This window comes from Paradesulfitobacterium aromaticivorans (assembly GCF_054657415.1).
This window is the reverse complement of record NZ_BAAHYT010000011.1, coordinates 1,181,077-1,201,464: the sequence shown is the minus strand read 5'-3', so window position 1 is coordinate 1,201,464 and position 20,388 is coordinate 1,181,077. Positions and strand designations below refer to the sequence as shown.

The following is a 20,388-nucleotide window of genomic DNA, read 5'->3' as shown; positions in this document are numbered from 1 at the left end:
TTAAGAAACTGAAGCAATCCTTTTTTATTTTAGCGGAAGAGCAGGATAAGTGAGGAACAGATGAGAAATAATTAAGTTAGCCCGGTCTGAGTATAGAAGTTAATTTGCATTGAGGATGGGAGAGTGATACAATCTTATGAAGGCTGAAATTATAGCTACTGGTACAGAGCTTTTGTTAGGGCAGACGTTAAACACCAGCGCGCATTATTTGACTGGCAAACTGTCCAGTTTGGGCATTGAAGTCGATTACCATATAACAGTCGGGGATAACGCTGAACGTATCGAGGTTTCCTTGCGCCAGGCCTTGGGACGTTCCGAGCTGGTGGTCACCACTGGGGGACTGGGGCCTACGGTTGATGACATCACCAAAGAACTGGTAGCCAAGGTTCTGGGGCTGGAGATGGAATTGGATCAAGCTAGCCTTAAACACGTTGAAGATTTCTTTGCCCTGCGTAAGGCTGCCATGCCTGAGAGCAATCGCAAACAAGCCTATTTTCCCAAAGGGGCCAAGATTTTGCCTAATCCAGTCGGAACTGCGCCGGGAGCCATTATTACTAAGGATGGCAAGACTGTCGTAATTCTGCCGGGACCGCCTTTTGAAATGCAACCGATGTTTGAGAATCATGTACAGCGGGAACTGGAGAGAATAGTTGGGCCCGATGCTGAGCGCATGAATGTGCGCGTGCTCAAAATATTCGGCATGGGAGAGTCCGCAATCGAGGAAGTTATTGCCGACCTTATGAATAAGCCCAACCCCACTATGGCCTTGTTGGCTAAAAGGGCGGAGATGCACGTCCGGCTGGTTGCGCGCAGTGGGGATGCGAAGGAAGCCCGGCAAATCCTTGACCGGGCTGAAGTAGAGATACGCTCCCGGCTTGGGGATAAGGTTTTTGGCCGTGATGAGGAAAGTATGATCGGGCTTGTGGGCAAAACACTGCGTGAGCGCGGCCTTACTGTGGCAACTGCGGAATCCTGCACCGGTGGGCTTGTGGGCGCGGCCCTGACCCAGGAACCCGGGAGTTCTGACTTTTATCTAGGCGGAGTTGTAAGCTATGACAATGCTGTCAAAGAGCAAATGCTTGGGGTGGGACAGCAAAGTTTAGAGGAAAAAGGAGCCGTGAGCCCGGAGGTTGCCAAGGAAATGGCTGCCGGTGCCCGCGCGCGCTTAGGAACGGATTTAGCCTTAGCCACAACAGGGATTGCCGGCCCGGACGGCGGCAGTGATGCCAAACCTGTGGGTCTTGTTTATATTGGGTTAGCAACACCGCAGGGAATAGAAGCTAAAAAATTTCAGTTTTACGGAGGGCGGGACTCTGTGCGCGCTCTCACTGTTCAGGCAGCTCTTAATTGGCTGCGCTTATATTTGCTAAATTTGAAAGGAGATTTCACTGATTGATGGTAGAACGTTTACACGCGTTTGGGGACTTGCAGTTAGGGAAGCAAGTTATCCAAGCAATTGCAGAAATGGGTTTTGAGGAACCCTCACCGATTCAGAAAGAGGCTATTCCTGTAGCTTTAGCGGGAATTGATTTAATTGGGCAAGCCCAGACCGGAACCGGGAAGACTGCGGCTTTTGGAATTCCGATTGTCGAGAGAGTTAATCCCCGTTTTCAGGCTGTGCAAGCTATTATCGTTACCCCGACCCGCGAATTGGCGGTTCAAGTATCTGAAGAAATTGGTCGTATTGGAAAATATCGGCATGTGAAGGCTTTGGCTATTTACGGGGGCCAGTCCATTGACCGCCAAATCCGCGCACTCCGCTATGGTTGCCAAGTGGTTGTAGGAACCCCTGGGCGCTTGATTGATCACCTTAATCGCGGTACCTTGAGTTTGGGGTATGTCAAGATAGCCGTGCTGGACGAAGCGGATGAAATGCTGGATATGGGTTTTATTGAGGATATAGAAAACATCCTCAAACGTGTCCCGGCTGAAGAGCGGCAAGTCATGCTTTTTTCCGCTACTATGCCCCCGGAAATCAGGCGACTCGCCAAAAATTATATGAAAGACCCGAAGTCAGTGGCGGTGAGCCGGGATGAATTAACAGTACCTCTGATTGAACAGGTTTTCTTCGAAACACGAGATAAAGTCAAAGTTGATGCTTTAGCCAGAATTATCGATATGGAAGAGATTGGGCAGGGAATTATCTTTTGCCGCACAAAACGGGGGGTAGATGAGCTGGTGGCTGCGCTCGAAGCCCGCGGATATTTGGCTGACGCCTTGCACGGGGATTTAAGCCAGCAGCAGCGCGACCGGGTTATGAAGCGCTTCCGGGACGGTAAAACCGAGCTCCTGGTAGCCACGGATGTGGCGGCGCGCGGACTTGACATTGACAATGTTACACATGTTATTAACTTTGACATTCCTCAGGATCCGGAAAGCTATGTGCATCGCATCGGGCGGACTGGGCGTGCCGGCCGCAAAGGAATAGCAATCACTCTCATTACTCCGCGAGAGTATCGGCAGTTAAGGCTGATCGAACAGCTAATTAAGGCCAGAATTCGCCGCCAGGAACTGCCGTCCCTTGAGGACATCAGTGAGCGCCAAGCGGAAAACCTAAAAAACCAGCTGATAAAACTAATTCAAAGCAATCGCCTGGCAACTTACCGCTCGATTGTTGCCAGCCTGCTTGAAGATTATGATTCTACTGATGTGGCTGCGGCCGCTCTCAAATACGCGGTCGAAGGAATAGAGAACGTAGAGCAGAGTGACGGGGATGATATCTCATTTGGGAATACCGGCGCTTCCCCAGGGATGGTACGCTTGTTTATGAATATCGGTAGGCTGCAGCAGATTAGGCCCCAGGACATTGTGCGCTGGATTGCGGACGAAAGTGGAATCCCTGGCAATATTATCGGCATGATTAACATTTATGACAAGTTTACTTTTGTTGAAGTGCCTGAAGAGCATGCGGGCCGCGTTTTAAGCTGCATGCACCAAAATATGATTAAAGGGCGCAAGGTGAATGTCGAGCCGGCCAAAGCCCGCTAATGTCTGAGCATTGACAAGCTTCCCGTCATGAGTCTATAATGGAATCGAACAAATGTTTCCCTTAGGGGAAGAATCCTTTGATTTAAGGGAGGAAGGCTCATGCCCGGAGGAGATAAGTTAAAGGCACTTGATCAGGCTTTAGGCCAAATAGAGAAACAGTTTGGCAAGGGTTCCATTATGAGGCTGGGAGAAGCTTCCGCTAGAATGGCGGTTGATGTGATTTCCACAGGTGCCTTGGCTTTGGACATAGCTCTGGGGGTTGGGGGAGTGCCGCGCGGTCGGGTTATAGAAATTTATGGTCCGGAATCCTCGGGCAAGACTACTGTAGCGCTCCATATTGTCGCCGAGGCCCAAAAAACGGGAGGAGTCGCTGCATTTATTGATGCCGAACATGCCTTAGATCCTGTGTACGCGCGGGCTCTGGGCGTTAATATTGATGATTTGCTCGTTGCCCAGCCTGATACTGGGGAGCAAGCTCTGGAAATCTGCGAGGCTTTGGTGCGCAGCGGTGCTGTCGATGTAGTGGTGGTGGATTCTGTGGCAGCCCTTGTTCCCCGTGCTGAAATTGAAGGGGAAATGGGGGATTCCCATGTTGGGCTGCATGCTCGGCTTATGTCCCAAGCTTTGCGTAAACTAACCGGGGCTATCAGCAAAAGCCATACTTGTGTAGTTTTTATTAATCAAATTCGGGAAAAAGTCGGTGTAATGTTTGGCAGCCCGGAAACAACGACCGGGGGCCGGGCTTTGAAGTTCTATGCCACGATCAGACTGGACGTGCGCCGCATCGACAGCCTTAAGCAAGGGCAGGAGGTAGTCGGTAATAAGACTAGGGTTAAAGTGGTGAAGAACAAAGTAGCCCCTCCATTTAAACAAGCGGAATTTGATATTATGTACGGGGAAGGGATTTCCCGAGAAGGAAGCATCGTTGATATTGGTACACAAACTAATATTATAAATAAATCCGGTGCCTGGTACTCTTACAATGGAGAGCGCCTGGGGCAGGGACGGGAAAATGTTAAAGATTTTTTACGTCAGCACCCTGAAATTGCGACTGAGATTGAGGGAAAAATCCGCGGCAATATAGATTCCGCTCAAGTTGCTGCTACGGAGGAATCAAGCCAGGACTACCTTGATGAGGAGTAAGGCCTAACGCTCAGAGGATGGGTGTTTCTGAAAACGATAAAAGGATTATAGGACCATGAAAAGTAAGAAAAATGCTTTAAGCCTTGCCTTATCTTTATTAAGTCGCAAGGCTCTTACTGTTTATGAAATTGAAAAGCGCCTTTTGGCGAAGGAATGCGCTAAGGAAGAAATCACCGAGGCTGTGGCGCGCCTTCAGGAATGGGGCTACCTTAATGATCGCGAATATGCGCTAGGCTTTTGTCGCTCCTACAGCCATAGAAAGTCGCGCCGTAAGATCCGCGAAGACCTGCGCTTGCGGGGGGTAAACCCGGAATTAATAGCTAAAGTGCTATCTGAGTGTTACTCTGAGGAAGAGGAATTTGAGTTTTGCCTGCTGCTTGCGGGCAAGATCAAAGAAGAATTGCTGAAACAGAACCGGCGTACGGGGATCTTTGAGCATGAGGCACAAACCCCGAATTGGGAAGTTAAGCACCTGATGTACGCTAAAATCGGGCGCAGGCTTGAGGGCAAGGGATATCCTCCAGTTATGATACATAAGGCTTTGCAGCACTTAAGAGCAGAAAATGAGGAAGAAAATACTTAAATTTTTTATTTTTGAGTTGACTAAAGATGACAAAAGTTGATTGTAGTTGAATTAAGTTTGAGCCCGCTGAGCATACTAACTTGACTTTGTTTGTGAATAATATTAAAATGTTGGCAGAGACCTGTCTCTGTTAATGTTAACCTTTAAGGTTTTCTTATAGATTTCGTCGTAGTTAGGTTAAATGGGGGTTTTGACTAGCGAGCGGGAGTTTGTAGGAAACAAAGGGAAGGGTATTCCCTGCTGCTTAAGGGGTGTACTTTAATAGAAGACTGGTCAAGGCCAGTTTTTTTTATGCCAAAAAATAATGGTTCGAAATTCAAAAAGCTTTTCAGAAATTAATTAAAATTTAAAGGCATAGGAGGTGATTTTTGAGTGGGAACTACAATGACTATCATCGTTTCGGTTATTCTCTCCGTTTTGGGGTTAGCCATAGGTGGTTTTGTTGGCTGGATTATCCGCAAAAATATTGCTGAAAAAAGCATAGGTTCTGCTGAAATAGAAGGAAAACGCATTGTAGAAAGTGCGCTGGCTGCCGGTGAGGCCAAAAAACGGGAAGCTGTGGTGGCTGCAAAAGAAGAAGTTATGCAGCTTCGCAACGAGTTAGAGAAGGAAACCAGGGAGCGGCGCAATGAACTGCAGCGCCTTGAACGAAGGCTCATGCAAAAAGAGGAAACCTTAGATAGAAAGATGGAATCCCTTGAACGAAAAGAAGAGGTTATGCATCAGAAAGAAAGTGAAGTTGAACAGCAGAAAGAGAACTTGGCTAAAGTTTTAGCCAAGGAGCATGCTGAACTGGAGCGCCTTTCCGGTTTAACCTCTGAAGAAGCTAAACAATTGCTCTTGAGCAGTGTCGAAGAAGAAGTCCGCTACGAGTCTGCGATCATGATTAAAGACATAGAGAATAAAGCTAAAGAAGAAGCGGAAAAACGGGCTAAGAATATCATTTCTTTAGCAATCCAACGTTGTGCTGCCGACCATGTTGCGGAAACAACAGTGTCAGTTGTTGCTTTGCCAAGCGATGAGATGAAAGGTCGGATTATCGGGCGTGAAGGGCGAAATATCCGCACTTTGGAAACCCTGACTGGAATTGACCTTATTATTGATGATACGCCTGAGGCTGTAATTCTCTCCGGGTTTGATCCGATTCGCCGGGAAGTGGCTCGGATTGCTTTGGAAAAGCTGATAGTTGACGGACGTATTCACCCGGCTAGAATTGAAGAAATGGTCGAGAAGGCACAAAAAGAAGTAGAGCAGAAATTACGGGAAGAAGGGGAACAGGCTACTTTTGAAACCGGAGTTCATGGCTTGCATCCTGAATTGGTGCGGCTGCTCGGCCGCCTTAAGTATCGTACCAGCTATGGGCAAAATGTGCTCAAACATTCGATCGAAGTGTCATTCCTGGCTGGCCTGATGGCTGCCGAGTTAGGAGTTGATGTACAGCTTGCCAAACGGGCAGGGCTTTTGCATGATTTAGGAAAAGCGGTTGATCACGATACTGAGGGTACTCACGTGCAGATTGGCGTAGATGTAGCCAAGAAGCATAAGGAATCTTGGGATGTGATTCATGCAATCGAGGCCCATCATGGCGACACCGAGCCCAAAACGATTGTAGCTGTGCTCGTCGCCGCTGCGGACGCGGTATCTGCGGCCCGACCTGGAGCAAGGCGCGAAACCCTTGAGTCCTATATTAAACGGCTGCAGAAGTTGGAAGAGATTGCTGAAACTTTCGATGGGGTAGAAAAATGTTTCGCTATTCAAGCGGGCCGGGAGATTAGGATCATGGTTAAACCGGAAAAGGTTGATGATGTTCTGGCACCGCGCCTGGCGCGTGAAATTAGTAAGCGCATTGAAGAGGAGCTTGAGTATCCGGGGCAAATCAAGGTAGTGGTAATCCGTGAAACCAGGGCGGTAGATTACGCCAAATAGTTATTCCCTGAGCCGGTTTATATTTGCTTTAAGCAAATCTAATTAGGTATGAAAAAGAAACAGGCGATCTTGTGAGCGCCTGTTTTTAGTTAATTAAGGCTATGTACCTAGACGGTTTACGAGAGCGTTTGTGTCCTTTTATTGTCAACAGATAGAGAGAAGGAGTTTGTCACTCTGTGCCGAATAATTATAGATGATCATCGAGGCAAAAGGGGAGACAGAATGTGGGGAACTTAAATTTACAGTATAAAGACGGCGGCTATGTCCCGGAAGGAGCCGGTTTACTTATCTCGATTTTGTTAAGATATCCTGAGGTCGGTTCAATATATTATTGGCAGGAAAAGCACGCCCTCCAATTTACATTTCTAATTAAAGATGAAGCTGACAATAGCATGGAGCAAAGTTTACGGCCAGCACTGGAAGTGTTTCATGATTTGGAAGGAATGGAAATGGAAGTGTGCGCGATTGAGATGCGCCAGGAAGAGCAGGTTGCTATTTTAACCATTACCCGGGATGTTAACAGTATGACCCGCAGCGAAGTGGGCCTGATCGTGGAATTGGTTAAACGTAAGTTTTCTAACCGCCTGGTGTATGATGAAAGCAATCTGCCGGAAGATGAGCTGATGTTTCAGGAAGAACTGATTGGACACATGTTGGCAACGATTAGCACGGATGCTATTGACAAAAATGTAGTGGCTGTAAGAGAAGAAGGCCGCGTTATCGTATTCAAGAATTAGGGAAGTTTTTGCGTGTAAGTGTACGCGCGGAAAATGGAGTTGCGCATTCATGGTTGGCATGGTCACGATCTGGGTATATATTAAGTAGGCAATATTAGCCTAATGTTTGTGCGAAAGGAGTAATAGTTTGAAAATCCTTTTTGTCGGAGATATTGTAGGAAGTCCTGGCAGGCAGGCTGTTAAAGCGTTTGTGCAAGATGTGCAAAAGGAACACGAAATCGAAGTCACGATCGCTAATGCTGAGAACGCTGCCGGTGGCAACGGGTTAACCCCTCAAGTGGCTCAGGAGTTGTTTGATTCAGGGATTCAGTTTTTGACAATGGGGAACCATGTGTGGGATCAACGTACGATTATGGATTTTATCGGGAACGAGCAGCGCTTGATCAGGCCGGCTAACTATCCGTTGGGTGCTCCTGGGAAAGGGTATGGCTTTATCCGTTCCGGCGGCAATAAGGTTGCGGTCTTAAATTTGTCCGGGCGCGTGTTTATGGCTGCACTTGAAGATCCGTTTGCCGGAGCGATCCGCTTAATAAATCAAATTCAACAGGAAACTCCCATAATCATTGTTGATTTTCACGCGGAAGCCACTTCTGAAAAAATGGCTTTAGGCTGGTTCCTCGATGGGAAAGTGAGTGCTGTGTTAGGTACGCATACTCATATTCAGACCGCGGATGCGCGTTTGCTGGCTGAAGGTACCGCTTATATTACAGATGTGGGGATGACGGGGCCGCGCGATTCTGTCCTGGGAGTTAAGAAAGAAATTATTATTAAGAGATTTTTAACGCAAATGCCTGTTAAGTTTGAATTGGCTGCAGGACCGCTGCAGTTAAATGCAGTCGTTCTGGATATCGATGAAGGCACTGGAAAAGCGAGAGGAATCCAGGCAGTTCAAAAATCAGAATCGTAAATAAAAGCCTCTGCTGCACTTTGTAAACAAACAGCGAGGCTTTGAAAAGTTACTCGGTAAAAATCTGAAAAATCTGGCATTAAAAAGAGGATTTTTTTTATCTTTCACGAATACATCTAACATAGAGTTGTGGAAATACATGTCAGCAAAACAGGAGGTAGTAATTTATGGATGTATTAAAAGTTTCAGCTAAATCAAGCCCAAATTCTGTGGCAGGGGCGCTGGCGGGCGTACTTAGAGAAAAGGGAGGCGCTGAATTACAGGCAATTGGGGCCGGGGCTCTGAACCAAGCTGTTAAGGCGGTAGCCATCGCCAGAGGATTTGTCGCGCCCAGCGGTTTAGACCTAGTCTGTATTCCTGCTTTTACGGATATCCAAATTGACGGGGAAGAGAGAACAGCAATTAAGTTGATAGTCGGACCCCGCTAACCCGAATAATTGCAACATTCATAATATCCAAAAAGATATATGCTGATTTGCGAACCATCAAGCTGCATAAAAACAGGCGTCTGTTTGCTCTGACAACAGGCGTCTTTTAATTTGACAATGCGTAAAAATATTTTTAGAGTTGGTTTTGTGCGGATAAGGTTTTGGTATATATTCTTGTAAGAAGCATGAAGACTTTTTCTGCGAGTAAGGAAGGGGAAGGATAGAATTGACGGAATTATGGGTGGTTGATGGTCACTGTGACAGCCTTGGCGATTTTTTAGCACAAAAGAGGTCACTTAGAGATGTTGACGAAGGCGGGCATTGGGACTTGGAGAGGGCTAAGCAAGGGGGAGTAGCTCTTCAATTCCTGGCGGCTTTTATTGAGAGCTCGTATAAGCCTAACTTGGCCATGAAGAGAGGGCTGGAACTGATTGACGCAGCCCACCGCTTCCTGGCTGAGAATCGGGATCGTGTTTTTCTCATCAGGGAGAACAAAGACCTTGACCGGATTCCACATCCTGATAAAACGGCAGTGCTCCTCGCGGTTGAAGGGGGAGAAGTTGTGGGCGAAAGCCTGTTTATGTTAAATATTATTTATGCCTTGGGTGTACGCTCTTTAACTTTAACCTGGAACCAGCGCAACGCTATCGGAGATGGAGCGGGTGAACACAGGACCGGCAGCAGGCTGACCCGCTTTGGGCAAGAGGTTATAAAAAAGATGAATACACTCGGTATGCTTATTGATGTTTCCCATCTTAATGAAGCAGGGTTTTGGCATGTGTTGGAGCAATCCGGACAGCCGGTAGTGGCCTCTCATTCCTGTGCCCAAGCCCTCTGTCCGCATGTACGGAACTTAGACGATGAGCAGTTGCGGGCTCTGGCACGTGCAGGCGGGGTTGTGGGGGTAAATTTTTACCCCTCTTTTTTGGTGGAAAAGGGTACAGCCAGCCGCCAGGACATAGTCAGGCATATCTCTCATATCGCTGAGGTAGCCGGGATTGAGGCAGTGGGGCTGGGTTCGGATTTTGACGGAATTGAAGATACTCCGACCGGACTTGAAGATTGTACGCGCTATCCTGCATTGGCTGAGGATTTAAGGAGCGCCGGTTTTACGGAAGCGGAGATAGGTAAGATTTTCGGGAAGAATTTTATGAGGGTCTTACGGGCAATTTTAAAGTAATATTTCTTAACGTAATTTCGACGCAGTCTCTGCACTGTATATTTAGGGCAATCATTTGTGCTGAAGAAATGGGGTTTAAGAGTGACTACATTAAAGTTTAGGGTTGAAGCAGACCTTCACTGTCATACAACTGCTTCTGATGGTTTGTTGACGCCGCAGGAATTGGTTAGGCAAGCTGCCTTAGCAGAACTTAAGGGAGTAGGAATTACGGATCATGATACGCTCTCAGGCTGGGAGGAAGCTGAGGCGACCGGACGTGAGTGCGGTTTGGAAATACTTAAAGGAATCGAACTTAACACAGAGGTCAATGGGATAGAAATTCATATCTTAGGGTATGAGCCTGAGTTTGAAGCAAAGGTACTGCAAGAGAAACTAAGCTTTTTAAGGGGGGCGCGCTACAAGCGGATGCTAGATATGATAGGGCGCTTAAATTCCCTGGATGTCCGGGTGAGAGCAGAAGATGTGGAAAAGTTTGCCCACGGGGAATCAATCGGACGCCCGCATGTAGCTCAGGCTCTCATTGAATCCGGGTATGCCCACAGTCTTAAAGACGCTTTTACCCGCTATATCGGGTACGGCGCTCCTGCTTATGTGCCGCGTTACAAGCTAACTCCGGCAGAAGCGATTAAGGTAGTCAGACAGGCGGGAGGGGTTGCGGTTTTAGCGCATCCGGGCATTCAGCGTCTCGAAGGCTCACTTAAAGAGTGGGTCGATCAAGGGTTGCAGGGTTTGGAGGTAAGCCATTCCGATCATAGTGGGGAGGATGAAGCCAGGTACCGTAAGCTCGCACTTGAGTATGGTCTTGTACCTACGGGGGGGTCGGATTTCCACGGGGAGAAGCGCAAGCCGGGAGTTAAGCTGGGGGGATGGGGCACTTCTCTCGATACGGTTTTCGTTATTAGGGATTTAGCCAGGCGCAATAGGATTAAAACAACGTCCTAAGGCATAGAATACAGGTAAAAACAATACTATGCCGGGGGGGCTCGGGCTTGGATCCCAACGAAGAAGTGAGAGAATTAAGGGCGAGAGTGGGGGAACTGGAGCAACGCGTTGAACATTTGCGCGTAAGCCGCCGCGTACTAATGAACTTGCTCGAGAAAGTAGAAAGAGAAAAAGTGGCTTTGGTACGGAGACTGGAAAAAGAGAATATTCGCCTGCACCGGGACAACACCAAATTTGCCAAATGGCTTCTACTCAAAAACCGCCAGATAATCGAGCTCCAGGAAAGAGTGGAAGACACAGAGAAAAAAGCATGAGCAGCTATATTTAATGCTTATGCTTTTCATTTTTTTAAGCAAAAAATTTACTATTTTGATTCTAACAAAATAAGTTCGAAAACGTTCAGCTTAAATCATCTGCTTGCTTAAGCATAAGCCCAAGCTTAGTTGTTGGCTGATGATGCTCGGCAATTAAACGGCAGACGTTAGAGTTTAGGCCTGCCTGACGGGCCAGAAGTTCCCCCCAGCGTGCATGGCGGGAGGAGATGCGCAAGGGCAGAGTGAGCAGGCTCCGGCTGTGTTTAAGCCGGTATTGCCAAGGGGAAGGCAGGTTCTGCACGAAGACGATAACAACCCGATGCCAGATTTTTACCTGCACGAGGGATTTACCGCAATCATGGAGGAGAGCGGCAGTGAGGAGATCCACAGCTTCCGCAGGGGACAACAGCGCGCGAGCGTGATTTTTAGCTGAAGCAAGGGCGTAAGTTTCTTGAGTCTGCCCCGGATGCAGGGAGTTAAGATCCTGAAAGAGGAGTTTTGCTACATCCAGGGCATGGCGCTGCTCTCCGCGGTCCTGTTTGAAAAAAAGCCGCTGGGCAGGGGGCGATAATTTTTGTTTCACCCAGCTGATTTCCTCTGCGTTCACTTTAGGAATAAGTGCTTTCGCAAACTGGCGCACCCGGTATAACATTTTGCTAACCACTCCCATTTAATCATACCTGTACTATATTCTATTTTTCAAGCTAGACCTCCTTCCTGGGGATGTTTTAAGGCTAAATGGGGAAATCTAAGCGCAAAAGCATTGAAGGAGGCAGAAAAATATGATTCGTGACAAGGATGGGGATAACCAAGCCTATTTTGATTTTGCACCCTGGAGCACGGATTCAAGCCTGAAAGAAAAGGCATCTGAGGTCGGAGTGGATTATGACAGCCTGATCGAAGGGTTGCGCCTTAATGAATCAGATATGGAAATAGCACGTGAATTTAATGTTCCTGAAGGAACGATTCGGCATCTACGCGACCATTTTGAATCGGAAATTGGGCTTAATTGCATAATGGGACATTAATCGGCAGCAACATTCTTTTCAATATGGGGCTGCTCTTTAGGTGAGTGCTTGTGCGGAATGCGGTTTTTAGACATCCTGATCAATCTCCACATTATAAATTATCATTATTTACTAGGCGAGTCCAGTCCTCGATTTTTTAGTATGGGTAAAAAACAGCTAGATTTATCTTGGATCTGGTTGTTCGCGTTAATTCTCTAAAAATCTTACCCAAAGACCTCTACTATCTGATAGGATAATCTGTTATACTAATTAGAAAACCATTGGGAAAGGGGTTTGTCATGAGTTCCGCACGCATAGTGAAGCAAGGATTGACCTTTGATGATGTTCTCTTGATTCCGGCAAAGTCAGAATTGTTGCCCCGGGATGTGGATGTGAGTACATATCTGACTCAAAAGATAAAGCTAAACATTCCACTGATGAGCGCCGGCATGGATACTGTTACAGATTCCCGAATGGCTATTGCCATTGCCCGCGAAGGCGGGATCGGGGTTATTCATAAGAATATGACCATTGAGCAGCAGGCCTTGGAAGTGGACAAAGTCAAGCGCTCTGAGCACGGAGTAATTACTGACCCGATCTTTCTTCACCCCGCAGATAAAGTTCAGGATGCTCTTAACTTAATGGCACGCTACCGAATTTCCGGTGTACCTATTATTGTTGAGGGCAAGCTGGTCGGAATTCTTACCAACAGGGATTTGCGTTTTGAAAAAGACTATTCCCGCCAGATTGGGGAAGTGATGACCAAGGATAACCTTGTAACTGCTCCGGTGGGAACGACTCTAGAGCATGCCAAGGAGATTCTGGCGCATCACCGGATTGAGAAACTGCCGATCGTTGATGCCCAAGGATACTTAAAAGGATTAATCACGATTAAGGATATCGAAAAAGCGCGTCAGTATCCGAATTCAGCCAAAGATGAACGCGGTCGTTTACGGGTTGCAGCGGCTGTGGGAGTAACCGCTGACACTATGGCGCGTACGGAGGCTCTGGTTAAAGCCGGAGTGGACGTGATCGTGGTCGATACAGCACATGGGCACTCTTTTGGCGTAATTAAGGCCGTGGAGGAGCTGCGTTGGCGCTTCCAGGATATCGCTTTGATTGCGGGCAACGTGGCGACAGCGCATGCTACCAGAGACTTGATTGAGGCCGGTGCGGATGCGGTTAAAGTAGGAATCGGGCCGGGATCAATTTGTACGACCAGGGTTGTAGCTGGTATCGGTGTGCCTCAAATAACCGCTATTCTGGATTGTGCCGAGGAAGCAGAGAAGCATGGCATTCCAATTATCGCGGACGGCGGGATCAAGTTTTCCGGTGATATTGTTAAAGCATTGGCTGCCGGAGCGAGGGTGGTCATGATTGGAAGCCTCTTTGCCGGTACGGAAGAAAGCCCAGGAGATATTGAGATCTACCAGGGGCGGAGTTTCAAAGTTTATCGCGGCATGGGCTCGATCGCGGCCATGAAGGAAGGAAGCAAAGACCGTTACTTCCAGGAAAATGAGCAAAAACTGGTGCCTGAGGGAATTGAAGGAAGAGTTCCGTACAAGGGTCCGCTGTCCGAGACTGTTTATCAGATGATGGGCGGGCTGCGGGCCGGAATGGGCTACTGCGGCACCCACAATATTGAGGGTCTGCGCACGGAGACTCAGTTTTTACAAATGACGGCTGCCGGACTTCGGGAAAGCCATCCTCACGATGTCACGATCACGAAAGAGTCGCCAAACTACAGTTTGTAAATTGCTTGACTACTAATTAAGAGAGCATACCCTATGTTGGGTTATGCTCTCTTTTAATTCTCTGCTAAGCAATTGCAATTGGCAGTTTTATTTCTCTGAGGGTATTGCAACGCACGCGTGTGGAGATATGGAGAGATATGGAATAGTAATATATATGAAAATATTGTAAGTTAAACCTATGACTGGAAGGAAATTACGTAAATCCGGAGAATAATACTATCTAAAGATGAGACAGAGTGAAGGGGGTTTGTGCTTTGCAGGAGTTGTCACGGCGCGAGCGTAAAAAGAAGGATACTTATGAAAAGTTGTTTGTCACTGCGATGCAACTGTTTCGGACACGTGGGTTTGACGCAACTTCAATTGAGCAGATTACACAGAAGGCAGATGTGGGCAAAGGGACCTTTTACAACTATTTCCCGTCTAAAGAAGCTGTCGTTCTGGAGTTTAGCAGACAAGCGCACCGGGAATTAATTGACAGGAGGCGTACTCACCAAGCTTACTCTACCAGGGAACGTTTGGAAGTACTTCTTAAAGACTGGGCTGACTTCATGGTAGCAGACCGGGAACTGGCCTGGGTTGCTGTGCGTAACCGGGAAATGTCTGCCCAGGATTTGAACCTTCATTACGGGCTGCAGGCGATTATCACCTTAGGGCAGAGGGAAGGGGAGATCAGTGGGGAGTATGATTCGGCTTTTTTGGCGGAAACTCTTGAAGGTATGATGCTGCAGCATTTTATCAGTTGGTATGTCTCCCACCAGGGGGATTTGCACCAAGAGATGAGGCACGTGCTTGCTGTGTTCATGGATGGACTTGGGCGCAGGCAGCGGCAAGCGTGAATCGATATTCGATATTCGTGGTTCGTGGTTCGAATGGAGTTTCCTTTCCTACGCCCATGTGATATAGTTGAGTTTGTGATACTTTGAGATTACGATACACGGAGGTGGGAGTAGTGACTGTTTTTCAAGCATTGATTTTGGGAATTGTTCAGGGACTGGGCGAGTTTTTGCCTATTTCCAGTTCCGCCCATTTAGTATTGATTCCGTGGCTGTTTGGCTGGGATGACCATGGCTTGACTTTTGATGTCGCTCTTCATATTGGAACTTTGCTGGCAGTGGTATTTTACTTCTGGCATGACTGGCTGAGATTATTTAAGGGTGCTTTATCCCCTAAACCTTCTCAAGAAAAACGCCTTTTTTGGTATTTGCTAGCGGCAACAATACCGGGAGCGTTAATTGGGCTTATGCTCGAAAACTATGCAGAAACTGTATTTCGGGCTCCTTTGCTTATAGGGACTATGCTCATTGTGATGGGCATTATTCTTTACTGGGCTGATCGCAGGCCTCAGGTGCGTGAGCTAGGGACCATGAAGCTTAGTGATGCTCTTTGGATCGGACTGTCTCAGGCTTTTGCTATTATTCCGGGGGTGTCCCGCTCTGGTAGCACGATGACTGCCGCCCGTATCCTGTCCTTAAACAGGGAAGATGCGGCCAAATTCTCTTTCCTAATGTCTACCCCGATTGTGTTTGGCGCAGGCATTCTTAAACTGAGGCACTTGACTGCGGAAGCTATCAACTTGCCGTTCATGGTGGGGGTTATTTCATCGTTTGTGGTTGGGATCCTGAGTATTTCCTTTTTACTACAGTATTTAAGACGCAGTAATTTTAAGGTTTTTGTAGGGTACCGGTTCTTGCTGGGTTTAGTGGTGATCATATTGGCTCTCGCTAGAGCATAGTAAAGTATGTGAAGAATTTTATGCTATAAAGAAGGATAAAAAGAGTGTGAGGGCGAAATCTACAATAGGAGGGCTTTTGGTTTAAGGGGGAGAAGAGAAAAAACATGGACTTTTTTTTCAATCAGACTGTGGAAAAGGTCTACCAATGGGTAGGGCAGATGCTCAGTAGTTGTCCAGTGCGGGATGGGGTTGTATTTTACCACGGTTCAGACAAAATCTTCAAGTTAGTCGAGCGCAAATCCGGGTGGCACCTACAGTTTTGTGTGCCTGTGCCTGAGAGTCCAGGCTTAACAATCTTAAGTCCGGAGGAAGCAAAGGTTAAGAAACTAGGCAAAAGCCGCTGGATTTACCGGGGAGATTCGGATCAGGACGCCGAGATTTTAGTAAGGGCTGCTCTCGATTCTTTGCCGTCGCGCCGCGTGATTGAGCCGGCTTTAGGCAGGGACTTGCCGACACTGTGCGAGGCGACTTGCCCCTGTTTTAAGAAGATGGAGAGAATCGTCAACAGCAAATCAGTACCCTCCGAGCTGGGTGAATCTGTGCAGGAAGCCTATGAACTTCTGCAGCAAGGGAAGTACGCGGAATTTGTGACTGTGCTGGAAAAAGTTATTGAGGGGGTAACTGATTACCTGCTCGGCCAGCAAGGAATTACGGCAGCAAACTGTGACCTTAAAGAAAAGATTCAAATTTTGGCCGATTTGAAAGTAGTCTCCAATAACTTAAAGGAAGAAGTAGATGTAGTCTTTTTCCGGCGCAATTACAAAGATAATTATACGGTCGAAGAGCGGGCTTACCCTATGGCTCTGATGCTTGTATCGTTGATGAGCCGTTTGATTAAAGTGTGCGCCTAAAACTAGTGAACTCATTTGTGGCAGATTTGTAAGCCATCGGATAAACATAGTTTCCTCCTGTGCTTAATAAAATGGCAACAGGGGGTTTTTTATATGCTGCGAGTGACTGGAAGGGAGCTGGGAATCTGGCTGGGGCAACTCCCGCCTGGCCCTCATAATGATCTCACTGATGTCCCTGGGGTAGCTGTGGGACATGTCTCACTTGTGCGCGGGCACGGCAGGCTCATTCCCGGCAAGGGACCGGTGCGCACAGGTGTTACAGCCATCCTGCCGCATGGAAGAAGTCTTTACCGTGAGCCCTGCCGGGCCGGAATTGAGATTTTTAACGGATACGGAAAGTCGCTAGGGTTGCAGTTCATCCAGGAAACAGGGGTTCTTAATTCTCCGGTGCTCCTGACAAACACTTTAAGCGTATATGACGTGGCTAACGGTGCGGTTACTTATTTGTTGGGGAATATCCCGGAGATTGGAAATGATGCGCGCACCCCCAATATTGTGGTTTTTGAGTGTGATGATTCATATTTGAACGATATCCGCGGCCGTCATGTGCGGTCGTCAGATGCAATCCTGGCACTGCAAAGGGCTAACACAAATCCCGTAGAGCAGGGAAATGTAGGTGCTGGGGTTGGGATGTCTTGTTTCCAGCTTAAAGGCGGAATAGGAAGCGCCTCGCGGGTGATACCCGGGAACCAGGGGTTTGTCCTGGGAGTCTTGGCCTTGGCTAATTTTGGCCTGTTGCAGGATTTGCTGATCTCAGGTGTTCCGGTGGGCAAGGAGCTTAAGCTCCTTGCCCAGGGAATTGTTCAGGGATCTTTAATCTTAGTCGGGATTACTAATGCACCTTTGTCAAGCAAACAATTGGATAAAATCGCGAAACGTACCTTTTTGGGCATGGCGAGAACTGGGAGTGTTTCCAGGACCGGGAGCGGGGACTTTTGCTTAATGGTGAGCAATAGTGATGCTGGCAAGGGGGATAATTTGTCAGACTGGGAGTTGGACGGATTTTTTCAAGCTTCAGTCGAAGCCGGGGCGGAGAGCATCTGGAACAGCCTTTTTCTGGCGCAAACTCTGGACGGTCGTGACGGACATATCCGGCATGCCCTGCCCATCCAGGAAACCCTTAAGATAATGCGCAAGCGATGTAACAGACTAGATACCTATGTCTAAAAAACCTTATTGACAGTGGCTTAAAAACTAGCTATGCTAAGTATGTGAAAATTATTATTTATAAAGGGGGACGTCGAATGCCATCGCAGCGCAGGCTTAATATTGGGTTCACCCTCTTTATGATTTTATTATTTTTATTAATAGTTCAGATAAACTTAAAATTAGCAATAGTTTTAGCTCTGGGAACAGCTTTAGGATTTACCTTGCAAAAGTCTAGGTTTTGCTTCACATCAGCTTTGCGTGATCCGCTGCTGGTAGGGATGACTCAGCTCACCCAGGCTTTGATTCTTCTGATTGCCCTCAGTCTTGCAGGCTTTGCCTTAGTCGCGTGGGTAGGGCAAGCCAGAGAAATTCCTTTAACTTTTAATGTTTTCCCGCTGGGAGTTCACACTTTGGTCGGAGGAGTTTTGTTCGGCATTGGGATGGTCTTGGCCGGGGGCTGCGCCTCAGGGATTTTGATGCGCATCGGGGAAGGCTTTGGCATGCAGATGCTGGCCTTGGGCGGTTTCTTTGTCGGCGCTCTGCTGGGAAAGCAGACTGTGAACAAGTGGCGTTCTGTGTTCGGGGAGTGGCAGGGAGTTTTTCTTCCTGATAAACTTGGATGGTTAGTGACGTTAGGACTTGAGTTCGGAGCTTTGTTTGGCTTGTGGATCTTGACCCGCTGGTGGCAAAGGAAACAGGTTGGAGGGTAGGGGAGTTGTTAGCATGGCTCGTCATCAATTGGACATTTGGGGGGAAATGTGCCCTATTCCCTTGCTTAAAGCGCAGAAAAAACTTAAAGGTATGAATATCGGGGACATCTTAGTTTTGGAGACAGAGCACAGTTGTACTTCACGGGCCATAGTAGTATGGGCAGAGGAGCATGCTTATGCTATCAGGGAGCAGGAAGTGGCAAACGGAATCTGGCACCTGGAACTAACTAAAACGCATGATTAGCGAAGGTGGGGAAAATGCCTAAAATGTTGAAGGTTTTTTGGCACGGGCCTTGGCCTTACTGGACAGGGGCAATTATGCTCGCCCTTCTTAATATCTTGGTCCTGATTGTCAGACAGCAACCCTGGGGTGTTAGCTCGAATCTCGAAGCCTGGGCTGAATGGGCTGGAGGGAAAATAGGGTTAATTAATAACCGGAGCATTAGTGCATCCCAACTTTTTCTTTCCAGTGGAACTTATCTTAATTTAGGCGTGATCCTGGGAGCTTTCTGGGCTACCTTAGCTGCTTCCCAGGCCCGGTTTCGCCCGGTCAGGCATAAGAAGTTTGTCTTCTCCGCCCTCATTGGTGGGGTGCTCATGGGCTATGGCGCGCGCATCGCTTATGGCTGCAACATCGGAGGACTTCTGAACGGAATCGCTTCAAGCTCACTGACGGGCTGGATTTTCGCGGTCGCAGTCTTTGTGGGAGCCTGGCTTGGCTCGAAGTTGTTAGTTAAGTTTTTACTTTGATGAGACTTTAATGCCACCGACACAGCAAAAGATAACGAGGCTCTTCACGTAAGAGCCTCGTTGTATACTCAAAAGGTTTTAATGCTATTTGAAACAATAATAAACAAAAGCTTGCCCAAGTGAGGATTTTTATTCTGACAGAGCTATAATGTTTAACAAAGGAAGCGTTCATCAGGGTCGGTGAGAAATTTGATAAATCGTTTGGTAGCAGTGGAGAGGGGTTTGTTGACAGGGTAGATAATATTGAAAGTGAGGGGCATTTGCAGGTCGTTAATGGTTAAGACTTTAAGAGTGCCCAGGTAAGCTTCCTTGCGTACGGCCAGACGGGGAACGACAGCCCCCCCTAAGCCTGCCTCCACCGCTGACTTAATAGCATCGATCGTAGTCATTTCTGTGATCACGTGGAGGTCGTTAACTGAGCAGCCATGGCGTTCCAAAGCGACGGATAGGATTTTGCGCGTGCCTGAACCGTCTTCGCGCAAAATTAGCGGGTGCTTAATAAATTCTTCGATGGACATCTTATCTCCGACGTGAGGGTGATTGGGTGGTAGAATTAAGACCAGTTCATCCGTAGTTACTGGAATGGCGTTGATATCTTTCGGTTCGATGTCACTCTCGATTACACCAATGTCAACTTCACCAGCCATCAGGCGCCGTAAGACTTCTTCTGAATTGGCGATATCAAGACGGATATTGACCTCTGGGTATTCTTCTTTAAATAAATAAATCGAGCATGGCAGAGAGACATTGCCGATCGTGGTACTGGCACCCACGATGATTTGATTGCTTTCCCGCAGGAGAACCTTCTCTAGTTCTTGCTCCATCTTGTCCTGAAGTTCCAAAAACTTTTGTGCATAGTTGTAGAAAACCTCGCCGGCACCGGTCAAAGTTACGCCGTGGGGAGTGCGTTCGAATAGCTGCCCCTGATAATATTCTTCGAGATTCTTAATATGTGTGCTGACCGCAGGTTGGCTCATATGAAGCATTTTAGCGGCTTTGGAAAAACTCTGTAGTTGAGTTACCATGCAAAAAATCTTAAGTTGGTAGCTATCCATCCCGGTTCACCTGCTTTACGCTCTTATTACAGAATATGCTCCTTTTTATTGTAAGGCCCGGACACCCAAAATTCAAACTTTATTGGAGGATTATAAGTACTTATTTTCACTGCATCACCTAACTTATCTCTTGTGAAAATAGATTTCATAATTTGTGCTTATGATCACATAAACATATACAATATAGTTTCAGCAGGGAAATAAGCCAGATTGTCGAATTAAGTGAATGAGA

Annotated in this window: 22 protein-coding genes; 20 read left to right on the top strand and 2 right to left on the bottom strand. The window is 47.4% G+C overall.

The annotated features are described in order from the left end of the window. The first annotated feature begins 136 nt into the window (after positions 1–136). The 11 genes from ACYQ2N_RS22660 (at position 137) to ACYQ2N_RS22610 (ending at position 11,148) form a co-directional block, all read left to right on the top strand. Positions 137–1,396, top strand: coding sequence for a competence/damage-inducible protein A (locus tag ACYQ2N_RS22660; RefSeq protein ID WP_460001704.1), 1,260 nt, complete (start codon positions 137–139; stop codon positions 1,394–1,396). Beyond that, positions 1,393–2,988, top strand: coding sequence for a DEAD/DEAH box helicase (locus tag ACYQ2N_RS22655; protein WP_460001703.1), 1,596 nt, complete (start codon positions 1,393–1,395; stop codon positions 2,986–2,988). The genes ACYQ2N_RS22660 and ACYQ2N_RS22655 overlap by 4 nt, the downstream gene beginning before the upstream one ends. Before the next feature lie 99 nt (positions 2,989–3,087). After that, positions 3,088–4,131 (top strand): recombinase RecA, encoded by a 1,044-nt coding sequence (recA, locus tag ACYQ2N_RS22650; protein WP_460001702.1) that lies wholly within the window; start codon positions 3,088–3,090, stop codon positions 4,129–4,131. Positions 4,132–4,186: 55 nt separating this feature from the next. Further along, a complete protein-coding gene (locus ACYQ2N_RS22645; protein WP_460001701.1) occupies positions 4,187–4,714 on the top strand; it encodes a regulatory protein RecX in 528 nt (175 codons plus the stop codon). Positions 4,715–5,098: 384 nt separating this feature from the next. After that, complete coding sequence (rny, locus tag ACYQ2N_RS22640) at positions 5,099–6,640, top strand: ribonuclease Y (protein WP_460001785.1); 1,542 nt, start codon at positions 5,099–5,101, stop codon at positions 6,638–6,640. Positions 6,641–6,864: 224 nt separating this feature from the next. Next, the gene (locus ACYQ2N_RS22635) at positions 6,865–7,377 is read left to right on the top strand and encodes a hypothetical protein (protein WP_460001700.1); all 513 of its coding nucleotides are present in this window, start codon (positions 6,865–6,867) and stop codon (positions 7,375–7,377) included. A 127-nt stretch (positions 7,378–7,504) separates the two neighbouring features. After that, on the top strand, positions 7,505–8,284 hold the full coding sequence (locus ACYQ2N_RS22630) for a TIGR00282 family metallophosphoesterase (protein ID WP_460001699.1): 780 nt from the start codon (positions 7,505–7,507) through the stop codon (positions 8,282–8,284). Between the two features lie 167 nt (positions 8,285–8,451). Continuing rightward, positions 8,452–8,712: a stage V sporulation protein S gene (locus ACYQ2N_RS22625; RefSeq protein WP_206811872.1), complete on the top strand. Its 261-nt coding sequence runs from the start codon at positions 8,452–8,454 to the stop codon at positions 8,710–8,712. 226 nt (positions 8,713–8,938) lie between these two features. Continuing rightward, positions 8,939–9,892 carry a dipeptidase gene (locus tag ACYQ2N_RS22620; RefSeq protein WP_460001698.1) on the top strand — a complete coding sequence of 318 codons (954 nt, stop codon included), beginning with the start codon at positions 8,939–8,941 and terminating at the stop codon, positions 9,890–9,892. 81 nt (positions 9,893–9,973) lie between these two features. After that, on the top strand, positions 9,974–10,834 hold the full coding sequence (locus ACYQ2N_RS22615) for a PHP domain-containing protein (protein ID WP_460001697.1): 861 nt from the start codon (positions 9,974–9,976) through the stop codon (positions 10,832–10,834). A gap of 47 nt (positions 10,835–10,881) precedes the next feature. After that, positions 10,882–11,148, top strand: coding sequence for a translation initiation factor 2 (locus ACYQ2N_RS22610; protein WP_460001696.1), 267 nt, complete (start codon positions 10,882–10,884; stop codon positions 11,146–11,148). Positions 11,149–11,233: 85 nt separating this feature from the next. On the opposite strand, the gene ACYQ2N_RS22605 is transcribed toward ACYQ2N_RS22610, so the two are convergent. Next, positions 11,234–11,800 carry an HD domain-containing protein gene (locus ACYQ2N_RS22605; protein ID WP_460001695.1) on the bottom strand — a complete coding sequence of 189 codons (567 nt, stop codon included), beginning with the start codon at positions 11,798–11,800 and terminating at the stop codon, positions 11,234–11,236. Positions 11,801–11,930: 130 nt separating this feature from the next. Between ACYQ2N_RS22605 and ACYQ2N_RS22600 the strand changes: the two genes are divergently transcribed. The 9 genes from ACYQ2N_RS22600 (at position 11,931) to ACYQ2N_RS22560 (ending at position 19,101) form a co-directional block, all read left to right on the top strand. Further along, a complete protein-coding gene (locus tag ACYQ2N_RS22600) occupies positions 11,931–12,176 on the top strand; it encodes a helix-turn-helix domain-containing protein (protein ID WP_460001694.1) in 246 nt (81 codons plus the stop codon). A gap of 278 nt (positions 12,177–12,454) precedes the next feature. Further along, positions 12,455–13,909 carry an IMP dehydrogenase gene (gene guaB, locus ACYQ2N_RS22595; protein WP_460001693.1) on the top strand — a complete coding sequence of 485 codons (1,455 nt, stop codon included), beginning with the start codon at positions 12,455–12,457 and terminating at the stop codon, positions 13,907–13,909. 254 nt (positions 13,910–14,163) lie between these two features. Then, positions 14,164–14,745, top strand: a complete 582-nt coding sequence (locus ACYQ2N_RS22590) for a TetR/AcrR family transcriptional regulator (protein ID WP_460001692.1) — start codon at positions 14,164–14,166, stop codon at positions 14,743–14,745. Positions 14,746–14,858: 113 nt separating this feature from the next. After that, positions 14,859–15,641, top strand: coding sequence for an undecaprenyl-diphosphatase UppP (uppP, locus tag ACYQ2N_RS22585; RefSeq protein WP_460001691.1), 783 nt, complete (start codon positions 14,859–14,861; stop codon positions 15,639–15,641). Between the two features lie 104 nt (positions 15,642–15,745). Further along, entirely contained in the window at positions 15,746–16,492 is a 747-nt protein-coding gene (locus tag ACYQ2N_RS22580; RefSeq protein WP_460001690.1) for a hypothetical protein, read from the top strand. Between the two features lie 93 nt (positions 16,493–16,585). Next, a complete protein-coding gene (locus ACYQ2N_RS22575) occupies positions 16,586–17,659 on the top strand; it encodes a DmpA family aminopeptidase (RefSeq protein WP_460001689.1) in 1,074 nt (357 codons plus the stop codon). 77 nt (positions 17,660–17,736) lie between these two features. Continuing rightward, the gene (locus ACYQ2N_RS22570) at positions 17,737–18,351 is read left to right on the top strand and encodes a YeeE/YedE thiosulfate transporter family protein (RefSeq protein ID WP_460001688.1); all 615 of its coding nucleotides are present in this window, start codon (positions 17,737–17,739) and stop codon (positions 18,349–18,351) included. 13 nt (positions 18,352–18,364) lie between these two features. Further along, positions 18,365–18,595, top strand: a complete 231-nt coding sequence (locus ACYQ2N_RS22565; protein ID WP_460001687.1) for a sulfurtransferase TusA family protein — start codon at positions 18,365–18,367, stop codon at positions 18,593–18,595. 14 nt (positions 18,596–18,609) lie between these two features. After that, on the top strand, positions 18,610–19,101 hold the full coding sequence (locus ACYQ2N_RS22560) for a YeeE/YedE thiosulfate transporter family protein (protein WP_460001686.1): 492 nt from the start codon (positions 18,610–18,612) through the stop codon (positions 19,099–19,101). Between the two features lie 152 nt (positions 19,102–19,253). On the opposite strand, the gene ACYQ2N_RS22555 is transcribed toward ACYQ2N_RS22560, so the two are convergent. Beyond that, positions 19,254–20,156 (bottom strand): selenium metabolism-associated LysR family transcriptional regulator, encoded by a 903-nt coding sequence (locus ACYQ2N_RS22555; protein ID WP_460001685.1) that lies wholly within the window; start codon positions 20,154–20,156, stop codon positions 19,254–19,256. Between the last annotated feature and the right edge of the window lie 232 nt (positions 20,157–20,388).